At 69.8% G+C, this 14,911-nt stretch carries 13 protein-coding genes; 5 read left to right on the top strand and 8 right to left on the bottom strand.

All coding sequences use genetic code 11. The features are described from left to right. From NE857_RS12775 to NE857_RS12750, 6 genes are all read right to left on the bottom strand, one after another. A complete protein-coding gene (locus NE857_RS12775) occupies nucleotides 1–1,047 on the bottom strand; it encodes an ABC transporter substrate-binding protein (RefSeq protein WP_254421184.1) in 1,047 nt (348 codons plus the stop codon). A gap of 299 nt (nucleotides 1,048–1,346) precedes the next feature. Beyond that, nucleotides 1,347–2,399, bottom strand: a complete 1,053-nt coding sequence (locus NE857_RS12770) for an ABC transporter substrate-binding protein (RefSeq protein WP_254421183.1) — start codon at nucleotides 2,397–2,399, stop codon at nucleotides 1,347–1,349. Between the two features lie 236 nt (nucleotides 2,400–2,635). Further along, entirely contained in the window at nucleotides 2,636–3,496 is an 861-nt protein-coding gene (locus NE857_RS12765) for a MetQ/NlpA family ABC transporter substrate-binding protein (protein ID WP_254421182.1), read from the bottom strand. 230 nt (nucleotides 3,497–3,726) lie between these two features. Then, entirely contained in the window at nucleotides 3,727–4,113 is a 387-nt protein-coding gene (locus tag NE857_RS12760) for a rhodanese-like domain-containing protein (protein ID WP_254421181.1), read from the bottom strand. Further along, nucleotides 4,110–4,664: a cysteine dioxygenase gene (locus NE857_RS12755; RefSeq protein WP_254421961.1), complete on the bottom strand. Its 555-nt coding sequence runs from the start codon at nucleotides 4,662–4,664 to the stop codon at nucleotides 4,110–4,112. Before NE857_RS12755 ends, NE857_RS12760 begins: the two co-directional genes overlap by 4 nt. Nucleotides 4,665–5,005: 341 nt before the next feature. After that, nucleotides 5,006–5,449: a hypothetical protein gene (locus NE857_RS12750; protein ID WP_254421180.1), complete on the bottom strand. Its 444-nt coding sequence runs from the start codon at nucleotides 5,447–5,449 to the stop codon at nucleotides 5,006–5,008. Between the two features lie 157 nt (nucleotides 5,450–5,606). Here NE857_RS12750 and xylB point away from each other — a divergent pair, with 157 nt between their 5' ends. After that, complete coding sequence (xylB, locus tag NE857_RS12745) at nucleotides 5,607–6,998, top strand: xylulokinase (RefSeq protein WP_254421179.1); 1,392 nt, start codon at nucleotides 5,607–5,609, stop codon at nucleotides 6,996–6,998. A gap of 1,080 nt (nucleotides 6,999–8,078) precedes the next feature. Here xylB and NE857_RS12740 read toward each other — a convergent pair. Next, nucleotides 8,079–8,486: a DnaJ family domain-containing protein gene (locus NE857_RS12740; protein ID WP_254421178.1), complete on the bottom strand. Its 408-nt coding sequence runs from the start codon at nucleotides 8,484–8,486 to the stop codon at nucleotides 8,079–8,081. A gap of 153 nt (nucleotides 8,487–8,639) precedes the next feature. On the opposite strand from NE857_RS12740, the gene NE857_RS12735 reads away from it, so the two are divergent. Continuing rightward, nucleotides 8,640–9,587 (top strand): aldo/keto reductase, encoded by a 948-nt coding sequence (locus tag NE857_RS12735; RefSeq protein ID WP_254421177.1) that lies wholly within the window; start codon nucleotides 8,640–8,642, stop codon nucleotides 9,585–9,587. Between the two features lie 57 nt (nucleotides 9,588–9,644). Here the strand turns inward: NE857_RS12735 and NE857_RS12730 are convergent, their stop codons facing one another. Further along, nucleotides 9,645–10,403, bottom strand: coding sequence for a methyltransferase domain-containing protein (locus NE857_RS12730; RefSeq protein WP_254421176.1), 759 nt, complete (start codon nucleotides 10,401–10,403; stop codon nucleotides 9,645–9,647). A gap of 636 nt (nucleotides 10,404–11,039) precedes the next feature. On the opposite strand from NE857_RS12730, the gene NE857_RS12725 reads away from it, so the two are divergent. From NE857_RS12725 to NE857_RS12715, 3 genes are all read left to right on the top strand, one after another. Then, nucleotides 11,040–11,360, top strand: a complete 321-nt coding sequence (locus NE857_RS12725) for a helix-turn-helix domain-containing protein (RefSeq protein ID WP_254416860.1) — start codon at nucleotides 11,040–11,042, stop codon at nucleotides 11,358–11,360. After that, entirely contained in the window at nucleotides 11,357–12,211 is an 855-nt protein-coding gene (locus tag NE857_RS12720; RefSeq protein WP_254416859.1) for an IS3 family transposase, read from the top strand. The genes NE857_RS12725 and NE857_RS12720 overlap by 4 nt, the downstream gene beginning before the upstream one ends. A 186-nt stretch (nucleotides 12,212–12,397) precedes the next feature. Then, complete coding sequence (locus NE857_RS12715) at nucleotides 12,398–14,779, top strand: ATP-dependent Clp protease ATP-binding subunit (protein WP_254421175.1); 2,382 nt, start codon at nucleotides 12,398–12,400, stop codon at nucleotides 14,777–14,779. The last annotated feature ends 132 nt before the right edge of the window (nucleotides 14,780–14,911 follow it).

Below are 14,911 nucleotides of genomic sequence, written 5' to 3'. Positions count from 1 at the left end.
TTACCCTTCCAGCCCGGCGACCGGCTCGTGTCCGGCCTCTGCCAGGACGTCGTTGAGCGGGTCGAGGGCGTAGATTCCGTTGAGGTCGACGGGGTCCAGCAGTCCGATGGCCTCGGCCTGCTCGGCCTTGATGAGGAGTGACTGCGCCACGGGGTCCGCGGTGAACGTCACGTTCTCGAAGGCCGTGGCGGTGAGCTCGGGGTCGAGTTCGCCTCCGGTGATCTCCTCCAGGTGCAGGCGGGAGGCCTCAGCGGCCTCTTCGGGGTGGTCGTTGATCCAGTCGATGGTCTCGACGTGGCCGCGGAGCAGGTCCTCGACGGTCCCCGGTTCACGTTCCAGGAAGTCGGCGTTGACGATGAGGAGCGTGGTGACGTACCGGCCGCCGGTCCGCTCCCACACCTGCGCCTCGTCGACGAGCAGGTGGGCATCGTCCTCGGCCAGGATGCGGCTGAGGTGGGGTTCGGGGAGCCAGGCCCCGTCGATCTCACCGGCCCTGAAGGCATTGACGATCTCCGGGTTCTCCTGCGGAACGATCGACAGGTCCCCTCCGCCAGCGGTGTCGACCTCCCATCCCCGGTCCAGGGCGAACCAGCGCAGCACCACGTCCTGGGTTCCGCCCAGCATCGGCGTGGAGAGCGTCTTTCCGGGAAGGTCGTCAACGGTCCTGATGTCGTCTCGGGCCACAAGGCCCGCGCCCTGGGTCGCTGCCCCGGCGATGACGTGCAGGGCCTCGCCTTCCGACTGCGCCCAACCATTGATGGCCGGGTTGGGCCCGACGAAGGCCGCGTCGACCTCGCCGGAGAAAATGGCGTTGATGGCGTCGGGGCCCGCGTTGAAGGTCTGGGTGGCGAGCTCGACGTCGCCCAGGGCCCGGTCGAGGATCCCGTTCTGCACGCCCACGAGCGAGGGGGCGTGGGTGATGTTCGGGAAGTAGCCGAGAGTCAGGACGGAAGAGTCGTCGGCTCCCGCACCCGCGCACCCGGTGGCGGCCAGCCCGAGAGCCAGAGCGGCCGCGGCGGCTCTCAGCGGGATGGCGGAAACACGCATGTTCAGGGGTCCTTTTCCAGGTGTGTACGGAGCGACGAGCAAAACTCTACTTAAGAAGTAGGTTTTGTGGAAGCATCGCCACCCCCGGACTTCGAGGGCGATGACCTGCTTGAATTCACCCGCCCGTCCCCCCGGCCGAGTCTCAGTCCGCGGGAAGTCGCAGCTCAGAACGGCATGTCACGCAGAAAGCCGAGGGCAGACGACCACCCCGAGCAGCACCCGCCCCCCTTCGCGACCCGCACAGCCCCCTCTACCATGACCTAGATCACACCCAGTCATGGAGGGCGGGGCGGTCAGGCCTACAACCCGGAGACCTCCTCTCGACCGTCCTCACTGAGCAGCTCGTTGAGCAGGTCCAGGGCGTAGATGCCGTCCAGGTCCACCGAGTCCAGCAGGCCGACCACCTCGGCGTGGTCCGCGCCGCCCTGGAGCGAGGGCGCGATCGGATCGAAGGTGAAGACCGCGTTGTCGAAGGCCGAGGCGACCACCTCGGGGCTCGGACCGCGGCCGGAGACCGACTCCAGATGGGAGATGGCCACCGCCTGCGCCTCCTCGGAGTTCTCGTTGATCCAGTCGACGTTCTCGATGTGGCCGCGCAGCAGGTCCTCCACCACGTCGGGGTGGCTCTCCAGGAAATCGGCATTGACGATGAGGTGTGTGGTGACGAACTCGCCGCCGGTCTCGGGCCACAGGTCGGATTCGTCGACGAGCAGCTTGCCGTCGAGCTCCACCAGCAGGCGGCTCAGGTGAGGCTCGGGAACCCACGCACCGTCGATCTCGTCCAGCTCGAAGGCGTTGATGATGTCGGAGTTCTCCTGCGGGATGATCGACAGCTCGCCGCCGCCCTCGGTGCCGACCTCCCAGCCCTGTTCCTGGGCGAACCAACGCAGTGCCACGTCCTGGGTGTTGGCCAGCTGCGGTGTGGACAGGGTGGTTCCGGGCAGGTCCTCGACGGACTCGATCTCGGGCTTGACCACCAGGCCGGCGCCGCGCGAGGTGGATCCGGCGATGATGCGCAGCGCTGTGCCGTCGGACTGGGCCCAGCCGTTGACGGCGGGGTTGGGGCCGACGAAGGTCGCGTCGATCTCCCCCGCGAACAGGGCGTTGATGGCGTCGGGGCCCGCGTTGAAGGTCTGGGTGGACAGCTCGACGTCGCCCAGGGCCTCGTCGAGGGTCCCGTTCTCCACGCCGACCAGCGCCGGGGCGTGGGTGATGTTCGGGAAGTAACCGAGGGTCAGCTTGTCGACTCTGGCACCGTCATCGCCACCACCGTTCGCTCCGCAGGCAGTCGCGACCATCCCGATCGCCAGTACCGCGGCGGCGGTCGAAAGCACAGGCGTACGCATGCTCATGGGAGTCCTTTTCCGGTGGACAGAGGGGCGGACGGACTAAACTCTACTTAACAAGTAGGTTTTGTAGAAGATAGAACGCGCGACCTTTCCGTGACTCGGGCCACTCGTCCATCGGCAGCTCCACGGAGATCCGCCGGTCACCGCAGGACCCCGGACACACGAAAGGGCGGCGGAGCCAGGGGAAGGCTCCACCGCCCCGCGGGGGGTGGGAAGGGCGTCTCAGCGCCCGCGGATGGCTACTCGGAGATCTCGCCGTCGGCGTCGACCGCCAGGACGACACCGCCCCAGGTCTGCTGGATGTACTCCAGGACCCGCTCGTCGTGGAGCAGCTCGGCCAGCAGCTGGACACGCTCGTCGTCGGCGTTCTCGTCCAGGGCGACCAGACCGTTGGCGTACTTGTGGACGTAGTCCTCGCCCTCGGGCTCCCAGGCCAGGACGTTGGCGTCCTCGGTGACCTGGGCCTCGATGGCGTAGTTGCCGTTGATGACCGCGGCGTCGACGTCGGAGAGCGAACGCGGGAGCTGCGCCGCCTCCAGCGGGGTGACGGTCAGGTCGTTCGGGTTGTCGACGATGTCGCCCTCGGTGGCGGTCTCACCGGCGTCGGGGTCCACGGTGATCAGACCCTCTGCCTCCAGGATGGACAGCGCCCGGTTGAGGTTGGCCGGGTCGTTGGGGACCGCGATCTTGGCGCCCGCGGGAAGGTCGTCGGCGCTCTCGTAGGTCTCGGAGTACAGCCCCAGCCGCTCGATGTGGACGTCGGTGACATAGGCCAGTTCCGCGTCGGGACCGTTCTCGACCCACTCGTTCAGGAACGAGCGGTGCTGGAAGTAGTTGGCGTCCAGGTCGCTGTCGACGAGCGCGGCGTTGGGCGTGTTGTAGTCGGCGATCTCCTCGATCTCCAGCTCCAGCCCGGCCTCCTCGGCGAGGTTCTCGTCGATGAAGGCGAGGATGTCGCCGTGCGGCACAGGGCTGACACCGATCCGGAGCGGCCCCTGCCCTGCCTCGGCGGACCCGGAGGACTGCTCGCTGGGTGCACCGCAGGCGGCGAGGGCCAGGGTCAGGGCGGCCGCGCCGATGAGGGTCGAGGTCGTGCGCATGGTGCGCTCCTTCGTGATCTTGGGATGGAGGATCGCGGGGGGCGAGCGACGCCGACGCGAACGCCGGAGCCGGGGCCAGGACCTCCTGGTGGGAGGCCGACGGGCTGGCCAGAGCTTATCCCACCTTTTTAGTAGGAAAAGGCCCTGGGGGCCCTCATCAGGAGTGGCCTCGGCCACAGCACCCGAAGAAGGACCGGAACGGGGCCCAGGCGGGCGAGGACGGCGGCGGGTCAGAAAGCCGGCTCGACCACGGGCAGCCCGGCCGCACGCCAGGCCCTGAAGCCGCCGACCAGGTCCGTGGCGCGGGACAGCCCCAGCTCCTGGAGCTGCACGGCGGCCAGGCTGGAGGCATAACCCTCGTTGCAGAACAGCACGATGTGCCGGTTGGCCGAGTCGGCCTCGGGCACCCGGTCCGGGCTGGTGGGGTCGAGCCGCCACTCCAGGACGTTGCGGTCGATGACCAGCGCCCCGGGGATCTCCCCTTCGGCGGCGCGGTTGACGATCGGCCGGGTGTCCACCAGCAGCGCACCCTCGCTCTGGGCACTCAGGGCCTCAGCCGGGGTGAGGCGTTCCAGGCGCGCTCTCTTACTGTTGAGCACGCGTTCGATGAAGCTCATCGGGCCGCCCCTTCGGCGGCGGGCACCGACTCCAGCACGGGGACGTCGGGCTCGGGCTCGGTGGTGAGAATGCTGCCGGTGCGGCGCAGCGCACCGTCCCCGGTGACCTCGTAGTAGTGCATGGCCGTCAGCGGCGGCGAGTAGGCGTGCACGCTCACGGCCGGACGGTCCGACGTGTTGATGACGTCGTGCACGTGGCCCAGCGGGAAACGGCCGCCCTCACGCTCGGCGAGGGTGCGCTCGCGAAGCTCCCCGCCCCAGTAGTGCTCGACCAGTTCGCCGGTGACGACGCTCAGGGCACCGAGGGAGCCCGCGTGGTCGTGCAGCCGGGTGGACTGGTCGGGGGTCCAGGAGATGAGCCAGACGTCGGTGTAGTCATCGGAGTGCAGCCGGACGGACCAGCGGTTCTCGGCGTCGAAGCGGATCTCGTGGAGCCCTTGGCGGACTTCCTCGGCGACCCTGGCGGTCAGCTCGGACAGGCGGTCCAGGGTGAGGGGCGTGGGTGCGGCGGCCGGTGCGGCGGCGGGCACGGCGGTGTCGTTGACGGTCATGGGCTTTCCGGCTTCCCTCCGGGCGGTGTCAGTGTTCACGCTGGCAAGGGATCACTGACAGCGCTCGTCGAAGGTGACCCGCCGCCACCAGGACGGGTGTGATGATGCGCCGTCTACCATGCACGCCAGTAAACCATATTCCCTACAGGTTTAGTTGGTAGAGACGGATTGGCAAGCGTCACACCCTCATCCGAGCACCCGGGGGCCGCCGCCACTGACCGCCAGGACTCCGGCGGCGCGGTCGCCCGCCTCGAAACCCCGCGGCCGCCGGACCCGACACCCGGCCCTTCACCCGGAGAAAGGATGCCCTGACAGCTTTCGAGGCTTCCCTTCTCATGCGATCAGGACGACGCGCCCGTGGTCCGGGAGCGAGCGAGCAGGCCCCTGACACGAGCGACGAGGCCCCCGAGCGCGGTGCGCAGCCGACCCGCCCGGGAGACCTGGCGCAGACCGGGACTGACCGCCACCGGGGCCGGCCCGGCGAGCGGCGCGGTGACGGTGAGGCCGTGCGCGGTGCGGCGCAGGGAAGGTCGCCCGACCGGCGCCGACAAGGCGATCCGACACAGGACCGCACGGTCGGTGCTCCGCAGCAGCACCAGGGCGCCCGACTCATGGAGAACAAGGACCTGCCGGGGGTCGACTCCCGGGGCGAGCTCGACGTCGACCACCAGGTCTCCCCCGCTGCGGCCGCTGTCCACCCGGACCACGGGGTCGACGGGGAGTCGGGACCACAGGGCCTCCTCGAAACCGGGATGGACACCCTCGAAGACGTCCGTCACGCGCATCGGACCACTCCCCTTTGACTTGAGTTCATCTGACTCAATTTTATTGACGCCCTCAGACGAGGGCAAGGGGGATTCGTTGGTGGACAGGGGGCTGTGATCGTCATCACCGGGGATGCGAGAATGGGCCGCGCCCGACCCCCAGCAATACGGAGCAGACATGGCCCTGGTCGCCGGTATCGACAGTTCCACCCAGTCCTGCAAGATCGTGGTCTGTGACGCCACCACCGGGAAGGTGGTGCGCGAGGGCCGCGCACCGCACCCCGACGGAACCGAGACCGATCCCGCGCACTGGTGGTCAGCCCTGACCACCGCCTCCTCCGGCCTGCTCGACGACGTCTCCGCCGTGTCCGTGGCCGGTCAGCAGCACGGCATGGTGGTGACCGACGAGGACGGCGAGGTGGTCCGCCCCGCACTGTTGTGGAACGACGCCCGCTCCGCCGGGGCCGCGCACGACCTGGTGCGTGAACTCGGCGGGCCCCAGCCATGGGCCAACGCCGTGGGCAACGTGCCCGTGGCCAGCCTGACCGTCAGCAAGCTCCGCTGGCTCGCCGAGAACGAACCCCACAACGCCGCCCGCGCACGCGGGGTCATGCTCCCGCACGACTGGCTGACCTGGCGTCTGGGCGGCGCCCGCACCGAACCCACCACCGACCGCGGCGACGCCTCCGGAACCGGCTACTGGTCACCCGCCGACGGCCACTACCGCCCCGACCTGATGATCCAGGCCTTCGGCCGCGAACTCGACGTCCCGCGCGTGGCCGCGCCCGCCGAAGCCGTGGGCCACACCCCCGAAGGCGCCGTCATCGCCCCCGGCACCGGCGACAACATGGGCGCCGCTCTCGGCCTGGGCCTGCGCCCCGGCGACGCCGTCCTCTCCCTGGGAACCAGCGGCACCGTGTTCGCCGTGCACGACCGGGCCGCACAGGATCCCACCGGCACCATCTCCGGTTTCGCCGACGCCACCGGCCGCTTCCTCCCGCTGGTGTGCACCCTGAACGCCGCGCGCGTGCTCAGCGCCACCGCCGCCATGCTCGGCACCGGCCTGTCCGGGCTGGACACGCTCGCCCTGAACGCCGAACCCGGAGCGGGCGGGCTGGCCCTCCTCCCCTACCTGGACGGGGAGCGCACCCCCGAACTCCCGCACGCCTCGGGCTCCCTGCACGGCCTGCGCCGCGACAACATGAGTCCCGAGAACATCGCCCGCGCAGCCGTGGAGGGCATGCTGTGCGGGCTGGCCGACGGTCTGGCCGCCCTGACCGAAAGCGGGGTCCCGGTCGAACGCGTACTGCTGGTCGGTGGCGGCGCCCGTTCGGCCGCGGTGCGCGCCGTGGCCCCGATCGTCCTGGGCACCCCCACCGTGGTGCCGCCCGCGGCCGAGTACGTGGCCATCGGCGCCGCCCGCCAGGCCGCCTGGACTCTGGCCGAAACCGCTGAACCTCCCGCCTGGACCCTGGGCGCCCCCGAGGAGGAGTCCGCCCCCGCCACCGGCGTCGGCGCCGGGGTCCGCGAACGCTACGCCGAGTACCGCCGCACCACCCACGGCGTGTAGACCGGCCGGGCCGGGGCCCGGTCGATGATGGAGGCTGTTGGCGAATCCGCAGTGTTGGGGCCCGGAGAAGCGGAGAGCCTGACATGGGGAGGCTGGTCTGGAGAGGCTTCTCTGTGTCAGGCTCGGGCTCGGGTAGGGCGTCCGGGGTGGGGGCTGTGTGGGGGCTGTGTGGGGGCTGTGTGGGGTCTGGGTGGGGGCTGTGTGGGGCCTGGGGCCTGGGGTTCGGGGTGGTGAGGATGGGGTTCAGCGCTGTGGTGTCGGCTCTGGGAAAGCCAGGGTGTCCGTAACCCGCGCCTGGGGTTGTCCGCTGCTTCCGAAACCCCCTCATCCCCGGTGATCTTGCTACCAGAAGCAAGTTCGGCGCCGATTTCGCTTCTGGTAGCAAGATCATCTTTGAAACAGGGGCCGAAACCGTACCCGGGGGCCTGGCGGGGCGCGGTTGTGGTTCGCAGGCACGCATGACCGGCCGCGACACGTGACCCGATCCGCGCAGAGGTGAGGAACCTGCCGCCTTCGCTGCCGCTGTTCGTTACCCTCCTTGACCGGCCGCGACACGTTCAGGCGTTGGGCTCCGGGCTGGGGAGAGGACCGGCCGAAGGCCGTGCAGTTGCCGTTGGGCCCCCTGGGGGCCCGTTGGCCACCCCGGACCACACCTCCCCCGTTTCCCGACAGCCGCCAACCGCCGTCGCAGCGAAGCGGGTCAAGGTGGAGCGCCCCGAACCGGCGAAGCCGCGACGGCGACGACCTTGACGCGCGCAGCGCAGACGGCAACCATCAAGCGGCGGGAAACGGGGGAACCGCAACCAGAACCGCAACCACAACCTCACCCCGAGCCCCAGGCCCCACACCGGAATTAACCAACAGCATCGATGATGAACTGGGCCCCTGCTCGTCGGCCCCGGCGCCCCGACTAGTCCAGGGCCCCGTTCCCGGTTGCGGGACCGCGCGAAGACCCGGCGGAAGGACAGCAGGGCCAGAGTGAGCCAGCACAGGTCGGCCAGGAGCATCAGCCCGACCGAGGCCAGGACCGTGGCAGCGGGCGCGCCCGCCTCCACCGCCCGTACCGCGGCCCGCCCGGGTTCAGGTGGAGCTCTCGGGCCCCTGCCATTTCTCACGGACGAACTTGTCCACGTCGTAGGGCATCAGGTTGAGCGGCGGCCCGGGGACGACGCTCGCGTTCATCTCCCGAATCTTCTTGTTGAGCCCCTCCAGGAGCTCGCGCACCCGCTTCTCGGTCCTGGCGGCACGCGCCTCGACCAGGGTGTCCTGTGCTTCCCTGCGCAGTTTGAGGGTGGGCGGAAGCAGCGACACGTTCTCGGTCTTCAGCTTCCTCTTGATCCACCAGTCCTCGTCGTAGGGCTTGTCGATGTCGGGGATCGGCTTGCCCGCGCCGGGGAGGTCGTCGAACTCCCCTCGCTCCCGAGCCTGCCTGACCTGGGCGTCGATCCATGACTCGAAGCTCGCGCCGGGCGGTTTGCGCTCTGTCATCGAACAACCTCCTGGGGTTGGGGACTCTGCTCCCATGATGCGGTAGGCCCCCGGAAAACGCGCGTGACCCCCGCAGCGGACTGCCCTAGCGTGGAACCCGAACCAACAACCCCGCATCACCCCCACAGCGGCGACACACGGAGAACGGTGAGCATGAACCACGCCCCCACACGCCGACTCGGCACCTCCGACCTCGAGGTCTCCCCGTTGAACCTGGGCGGCAACGTCTTCGGGTGGACCGCGGACAGGGCCACCTCTTTCGCGATCCTGGACGCCTTCCGCGCCGGCGGCGGCAACTTCGTGGACACCGCGGACTCCTACTCAGCCTGGGCCGAGGGGCACACCGGCGGCGAGTCCGAGCACGTGATCGGCGCCTGGCTGGCCGACCGCGGCCACGACGACATGGTGATCGCCACCAAGGTCAGCCAGCACCCGGACTTCAGGGGGCTGTCCGCCAGCAACGTCAAGGCGGCCGCCGAGGCCTCCCTGGGACGGCTCAGGCTGGAGACCATCGACCTCTACTACGCCCACTTCGACGACGCCGACACCCCGCTGGCCGAAAGCGCCGAGGCCTTCTCCGCACTGGTCGACGAGGGCAAGGTCCGGTACGTGGGCCTGTCCAACCACCGCCCGGACCGCATCCGCGAGTGGCTGGCGCTGTGCGACCAGAGCGGGTGGCACCGCCCGGTGTGCGTGCAGCCCCAGTACAACCTGGTCGAGCGCGGCATCGAGAATGACCTGGTGCCGCTGGCCCAGTCGGAGAACCTGTCCCTGCTGCCCTACTTCGGGCTGGCCCGCGGCTTCCTGACCGGCAAGTACCGCCCGGGCGCCGCCAACGACAGCAGCCCTCGTGCGGGCAGGGCCCGCGCCTACCTGGACGATCCGCGCGGACCGCGGGTGCTGGCGGTCCTGGACGAGATCGCGGCCGAGCGTTCCGCGCAGCTGTCCACCGTCGCCCTGGCCTGGCTGGTCGAGCGCCCCGGGGTGACCTCGGTGCTCTCCAGCGCCCGCGACCTGGAGCAGCTGGCGGGGCTGCTGGCCCTGAACGACCTGCGTCTGACCGCCGAGGAGACCGCCCGCCTCGACGAGGCTTCCGCCTGACCCCCGCGCACCGGTGAGCAAACGGGCGGGGACCGCGCCCCGCCCGTGCCCGCCCGCTCAGGGCCGGTCGGCGCTCACCACCACGAACGGCAAACCGACGAACAACCGGCCCTGCGCCGCCCGCAGCCGCTGCTCGGCCAACCATCCCTGGACCCGCTCCTCGGCGACCGTCCCCGCCCTGTTCACCCTGGCCGCGAGCTGGACCAGGAAGGGCAGGACCTCGTCGCTGGTGAACACGAACAGCGCGCCCTCCGCCTCGACCCCGGTGAACCCCGCGGCGCGCAGCAGCTCCGGCTGGCGACGCGGAGCGCTCGGGTGGGTGATGGCATCGGCACTGGCGTGGACGACCTCCCTGGTCAGTCCGGGGTCGTCCGACTCGATCATGAAGGCGTCCCAGTCCTGACCGATGAGGACCACGCGCCCACCGGGGGCCAGGACCCGATACGCCTCGGCCAGCGCCCGCGCCGGGTCCGGGACAACGTGGAACAACCGCTCCGCCCGGTAGGCCCGGGCGACCCCGTCCGCCAGTGGCAGAGCCTCGGCGCCCGCCAGCACGAACTCCCCTTCGGGGTGGCGCCGGCGGGCGGCGTCGAGCATGCGCGCGTCGAGGTCGAGGCCGATCGTGCGTGCCCCGTCCCCGTCGATCTCGGCGACGGACAACCCCGCCCCGCAGCCCACGTCCAGGACCGTGTCACCGGGTTCGTACCGCAGGAGACCGCGCACCCGGGCGCGTAGTTCCCGAGCCCGGGGCTGCTGATCGAAGCCGTCGAGCCGGGCGAGCAGCTCGTTCACGTCGTCACTCGGAACGGTAACCATGGGGTCGATCCTCCCGTCTGTGCCCCTCAAGCATCAACCGGTGTCGGGTACGGCCAGGCCGGGGGTGCGCTGCTGCCGTGGCTGTTCGTGCGCAGACAGCGGCGGTTGGCCGACCCCCTGTTGGGCCTCGAGATGTTCGCCCGGCCGATGTCCGCCGTGGGGGTGCCGCCGGGCTTCTTGGCTCTGCTCACCTCGTCCGGGGCCGCCCGGCCGGAGGAGAGTCAGGCGGGGAAGAGTTCAGCAACCGCCCCGGAAGCGCTAGCCTGCACGAGCACGAGTCAGGTGATACCGCCTGATTCGGGTGTATTCACTTAGGGTAATTGGATGAATCCGATGGGCCATCGCGCCTGTCCAGCCAAATGCACGGGGGACGACACCACATGAGCACCGACTTTCCCGAAGGCCCCGGCGGTCCTGAACTGCTCCCTGGAAGTTGGACTGGAAATCCAGTTCCATCGACCAGGGAGCAGTCCCATGAGAGCGAACAGCTCACTCACCCAGGACCAACGCCACCAAGCGATAGCGTTGTTCGAGCAAGGCAGAGCCGATCACGCGGTAGCGGCCTCTCTCGGGGTCTCGCGATGGGCGGTCCGAAGCCTGTACCGACGGTGGCGGATCCACGGCCCGGGAGCGCTGGTGACCAAACAGGCGAAGAAGTCCTACTCCTTCGAGTTCAAGGTCGAGGCGGTGCGCCGCCTCCTGGCTGGCGAGCCCAAGACCGAGCTGGCCAAGGAACTGGAACTGTCCTCACCCAAGCTGCTGGAATCGTGGGTGCGCACCTATCGCACCCAGGGCTCGGAGGGGCTACGCCCCAAGCAGCGAGGACGCCCGCCCAAGAGCGCACCACCAGAGCCAGCCTCAGAGCTGGAACGACTACGCCGTGAGAACGAGCTCCTGCGCGCCCAGAACGCCTACCTGGGAAAAGTGCGGGCCTTGAGGGAACATCCACCAGAGTGAGGGTTCACGCTGTGGTCGCCCTCAAGGCCGAACACCGATTGGACGTGCTGTTGAAGGTCGCTGGGCTGGCCCGCTCGACGTTCTTCTACCACCAGGCCCGGCTGGAGCACCCTGATGCCCAGGCAGCGCTCAAGGCCCAGATCAGGCGGCTCTTCGATCACAACAAGGGCCGCTACGGGCACCGCCGGATCCATGACCAGCTCCTCAAGAAGGGGTGGCGGGTGGCGAAGAAGACCGTGCTCAAGCTCATGAACCAGCTGGGCCTGGTCTGCCGGGTGCGCCGTAAGAAGCCCTACAGCTCCTACCGGGGCCAGGCGGGCCAGGTGGCGCCGAACCTGCTGGAGCGTGACTTCACCGCGCAGGGGCCGAACCAGAAATGGGTGACCGACGTGAGCGAGTTCGCCGTCGCGGGCCACAAGGTCTACCTGTCACCGGTCATGGACCTGTTCGACCGGCAGATCATCTCCTACACGGCGGGTCTGTCACCGAACCTGGAGTTGACCAACACCTCCTTGCGAGAAGCGTTGAAGACCCTGGCCCCTGGTCAGAGCCCGCTGGTCCACTCCGACCAGGGGTTTCAGTACCAGCATGTGTCCTGGCGGCGTCTGCTCGCCGGGGTCGAGGGCATCCAGTCGATGTCACGCAAGGGCAACTGCCTGGACAACGCGGTGATCGAGAGCTTCTTCGGCCACCTGAAGGAGGAATTCTTCACCCATGCCGAGTTCGAGACCGTCGAGGAGTTCACCGCGGGGTTGGAGGAGTACATCGCCTGGTTCAACCACGAACGCGTCCACAGCTACCTTGAGGGCCTGAGCCCGGTGCAGTACCGAGCTCAGGCCCTGGCGGCCTAACCTTTAGTTAGCCGGTCCAACTATCGGGGACCAGTTCATCCCGGCAGTCCCGGAGGCCCAGGTGGCCCTGGAGGCCCCAGCGGTCCGGGAGGGCCCGGGGGCGAGCCCGGTTCCTTCGACGAGTTCCTGGCGCGGTTCCTCGGCGGGTCCCGCGGGCCCGTCCGCCGCGTCGACCTGTCCAAACTGATGAGCCCCGAAGCCCGCCAGGTGGCCGACGCCGCCGTCCGGCGCACTCTGGAGAGCGGCGGGGCCGACGTCGACTCCGTCCACCTGCTCTGGTCCCTGCTGCGCTACCCGCCCGTCCGCGAGCTCCTGGCCCGCACCGACACCGACCTCGCGCCGCTGGAGGACGTGGTCGGCCAGGCCGTCGCCCAGGCCCCGCGGTCGGTGCGCGGCGGCGCTGCCCGGCTCACGCCCGCCGCCAAGCGCACCTTCCTCGACGCCCTCCAGATCGCCCGCGCCACCGGCAGCTCCAGCATCACGCCCGAGCACCTGCTGTTCGCGCTGGCGGTCAACCCCGACGCCCCGGTCGGCCAGCTGCTGCGCGACTCCGGGCTCACCCCGCAGGCGCTCCAGAAGGCCGCCGGTCCGGCGCCCACCGGGGAACAGACCGAGCCGGAACCGTCCGACACCCCGCATCTGGACGAGTTCGGCACCGACATGACCGCGCTCGCCCGCGAGGGGCGCCTGGACCCGGTGGTCGGCCGCGAGGACGAGGTCGAGCAGTGCATCGAAGTACTGGCCCGGCGTCGCAAGAACAACCCGGTGCTCATCGGGGACCCGGGTGTGGGCAAGACCGCGATCGTGGAGGGCATCGCCCAGCGCATCTTCGACGACGACGTCCCCGAGACCCTGCGCGGGCGCCGCCTGGTCCAGTTGGACCTGTCCGGGATCGTGGCGGGCACCCGCTACCGGGGCGACTTCGAGGAACGGCTCAACGCGATCGTGGACGAGATCCGCGCGCGGTCGGAACAGCTGCTCATCTTCATCGACGAGATCCACACCCTCGTCGGGGCGGGGGCGGCCGAGGGGTCCACCAGCGCCGGGAACATGCTCAAGCCCGCGCTGGCCCGCGGCGAGCTGCACATCATCGGCGCGACCACCGTGGACGAGTACCGCAAGAACATCGAGAAGGACGCCGCCCTGGAGCGCCGGTTCCAGCCGATCCAGGTGCCCGAGCCGTCGGTGGCGGACACCGTCGACATCCTGCGCGGCCTGCGGGACCGCTACGAGGCCCACCACCAGGTGCGGTTCAGCGACGAGAGCCTGGTGGCGGCGGCCGAGCTGTCCGACCGCTACGTCACCGACCGTTTCCTGCCGGACAAGGCCATCGACCTCATCGACCAGGCCGGTGCGCGGGTGCGGTTGCGGCTGAAGACCTCCAGCTCGACCCTGCGCGAGCTGGAGAAGAAGTGCAGGGACCTGGAGGAACGCAAGGAGAAGGCGGTCCAGGAGGAGGACTACGAGAAGGCCTCCGCGCTGCGCGACGAGATCAGCGCGGCCAAGGGCAGCATGCACCAGGCGCGCGGCACCGGTTCGGCGGTGCCCGAGGTGGGCCCGGCCGACATCGCCGAGGTGGTCTCGCGCAGCACCGGCATCCCGGTGACCCAGCTGACCCAGGAGGAGCGGGAGCGGCTGGTCAACCTGGAGGAGGTACTGCACGACCGGGTCATCGGCCAGGACGAGGCGGTCACCGCGGTCTCCGAGGCGATCCGCCGCAACCGCGCGGGGCTGGGCGACCCGGACCGGCCGGTGGGGAGCTTCCTGTTCCTGGGTCCGACCGGTGTGGGCAAGACGGAGCTAGCCCGGGCGCTGGCCGAAGCGCTGTTCGGCTCCGAGGACGCCATGGTCCGGATCGACATGAGCGAGTTCCAGGAGCGGCACACCTCCAGCCGCCTGACCGGCGCTCCCCCCGGGTTCGTGGGGTACGAGGAGGCCGGTCAGCTCACCGAGGCGGTGCGGCGGCACCCGTACTCGGTGCTGTTGCTCGACGAGATCGAGAAGGCCCACCCGGACGTGTTCAACCTGCTGTTGCAGCTGCTGGACGACGGTCGGCTGACCGACGGCCAGGGCCGGACCGTGGACTTCCGCAACACGGTGGTCATCATGACGAGCAACCTGGGCTCGGAGGTGATCACCGGCGGCGGCCCGATGGGGTTCAGCGCCAACGGCCAGATGGACCCGGACACCGAGCGCCGCGTGATGCGCCGGTTGAAGGAGGAGTTCCGCCCGGAGTTCGTCAACCGCATCGACGAGGTCGTCTTCTTCCCCCAGTTGGGTGAGGCGGAGATCGGCCAGATCACCCGGCTGATGCTGGAGCGGACCGAGCAGCGCCTGCGCGCCCAGGACATCAAGGTGCGGTTCACCGACGAGGCGGTCCGGTGGCTGGCCCAGCGCGGCTACCAGCCGGAGTTCGGCGCCCGCCCGCTGGCCAGGACCATCCAGCGCAACGTGGGCAACCGGCTGTCGCGGATGGTCCTGGACCGCCGGGTGGTCTCCGGCGACCACGTGGTGGTGGACGTCAACGGGGAGGACGAACTCACCATCGCCACGGTCCCCTCCTTCTAGGCAAGGACCGCTTCTGGGCAGACGCCGTCCGACCGGGGATCCTCGTTTCGTTCGGGGATCCCCGGCCCGCTGTGGTCAGTGCGGGATCACGGAGACGGGCCAACGCGGCCGGGCAGAGGGGCCCTCGTTCCC

The sequence above is a fragment of the Nocardiopsis exhalans genome, assembly GCF_024134545.1.
Taxonomy (GTDB): Bacteria; Actinomycetota; Actinomycetes; order Streptosporangiales; family Streptosporangiaceae; genus Nocardiopsis; species Nocardiopsis exhalans.
Note: the sequence above shows the minus strand (reverse complement) of the source record. Positions and strands in the feature narration are given on the sequence as shown.

Bases quoted from the DNA above. Each gene is read 5' to 3' on its own strand.
- NE857_RS12755 (WP_254421961.1), bottom strand. From the start codon at position 4,664: ATGACCGTCAACGACACCGCCGTGCCCGCCGCCGCACCGGCCGCCGCA.
- NE857_RS12735 (WP_254421177.1), top strand. From the start codon at position 8,640: ATGAACCACGCCCCCACACGCCGACTCGGCACCTCCGACCTCGAGGTC.
- NE857_RS12750 (WP_254421180.1), bottom strand. From the start codon at position 5,449: ATGCGCGTGACGGACGTCTTCGAGGGTGTCCATCCCGGTTTCGAGGAG.
- xylB (WP_254421179.1), top strand. From the start codon at position 5,607: ATGGCCCTGGTCGCCGGTATCGACAGTTCCACCCAGTCCTGCAAGATC.
- NE857_RS12715 (WP_254421175.1), top strand. From the start codon at position 12,398: ATGAGCCCCGAAGCCCGCCAGGTGGCCGACGCCGCCGTCCGGCGCACT.
- NE857_RS12765 (WP_254421182.1), bottom strand. From the start codon at position 3,496: ATGCGCACGACCTCGACCCTCATCGGCGCGGCCGCCCTGACCCTGGCC.
- NE857_RS12730 (WP_254421176.1), bottom strand. From the start codon at position 10,403: ATGGTTACCGTTCCGAGTGACGACGTGAACGAGCTGCTCGCCCGGCTC.
- NE857_RS12775 (WP_254421184.1), bottom strand. From the start codon at position 1,047: ATGCGTGTTTCCGCCATCCCGCTGAGAGCCGCCGCGGCCGCTCTGGCT.
- NE857_RS12740 (WP_254421178.1), bottom strand. From the start codon at position 8,486: ATGACAGAGCGCAAACCGCCCGGCGCGAGCTTCGAGTCATGGATCGAC.
- NE857_RS12760 (WP_254421181.1), bottom strand. From the start codon at position 4,113: ATGAGCTTCATCGAACGCGTGCTCAACAGTAAGAGAGCGCGCCTGGAA.
- NE857_RS12770 (WP_254421183.1), bottom strand. From the start codon at position 2,399: ATGAGCATGCGTACGCCTGTGCTTTCGACCGCCGCCGCGGTACTGGCG.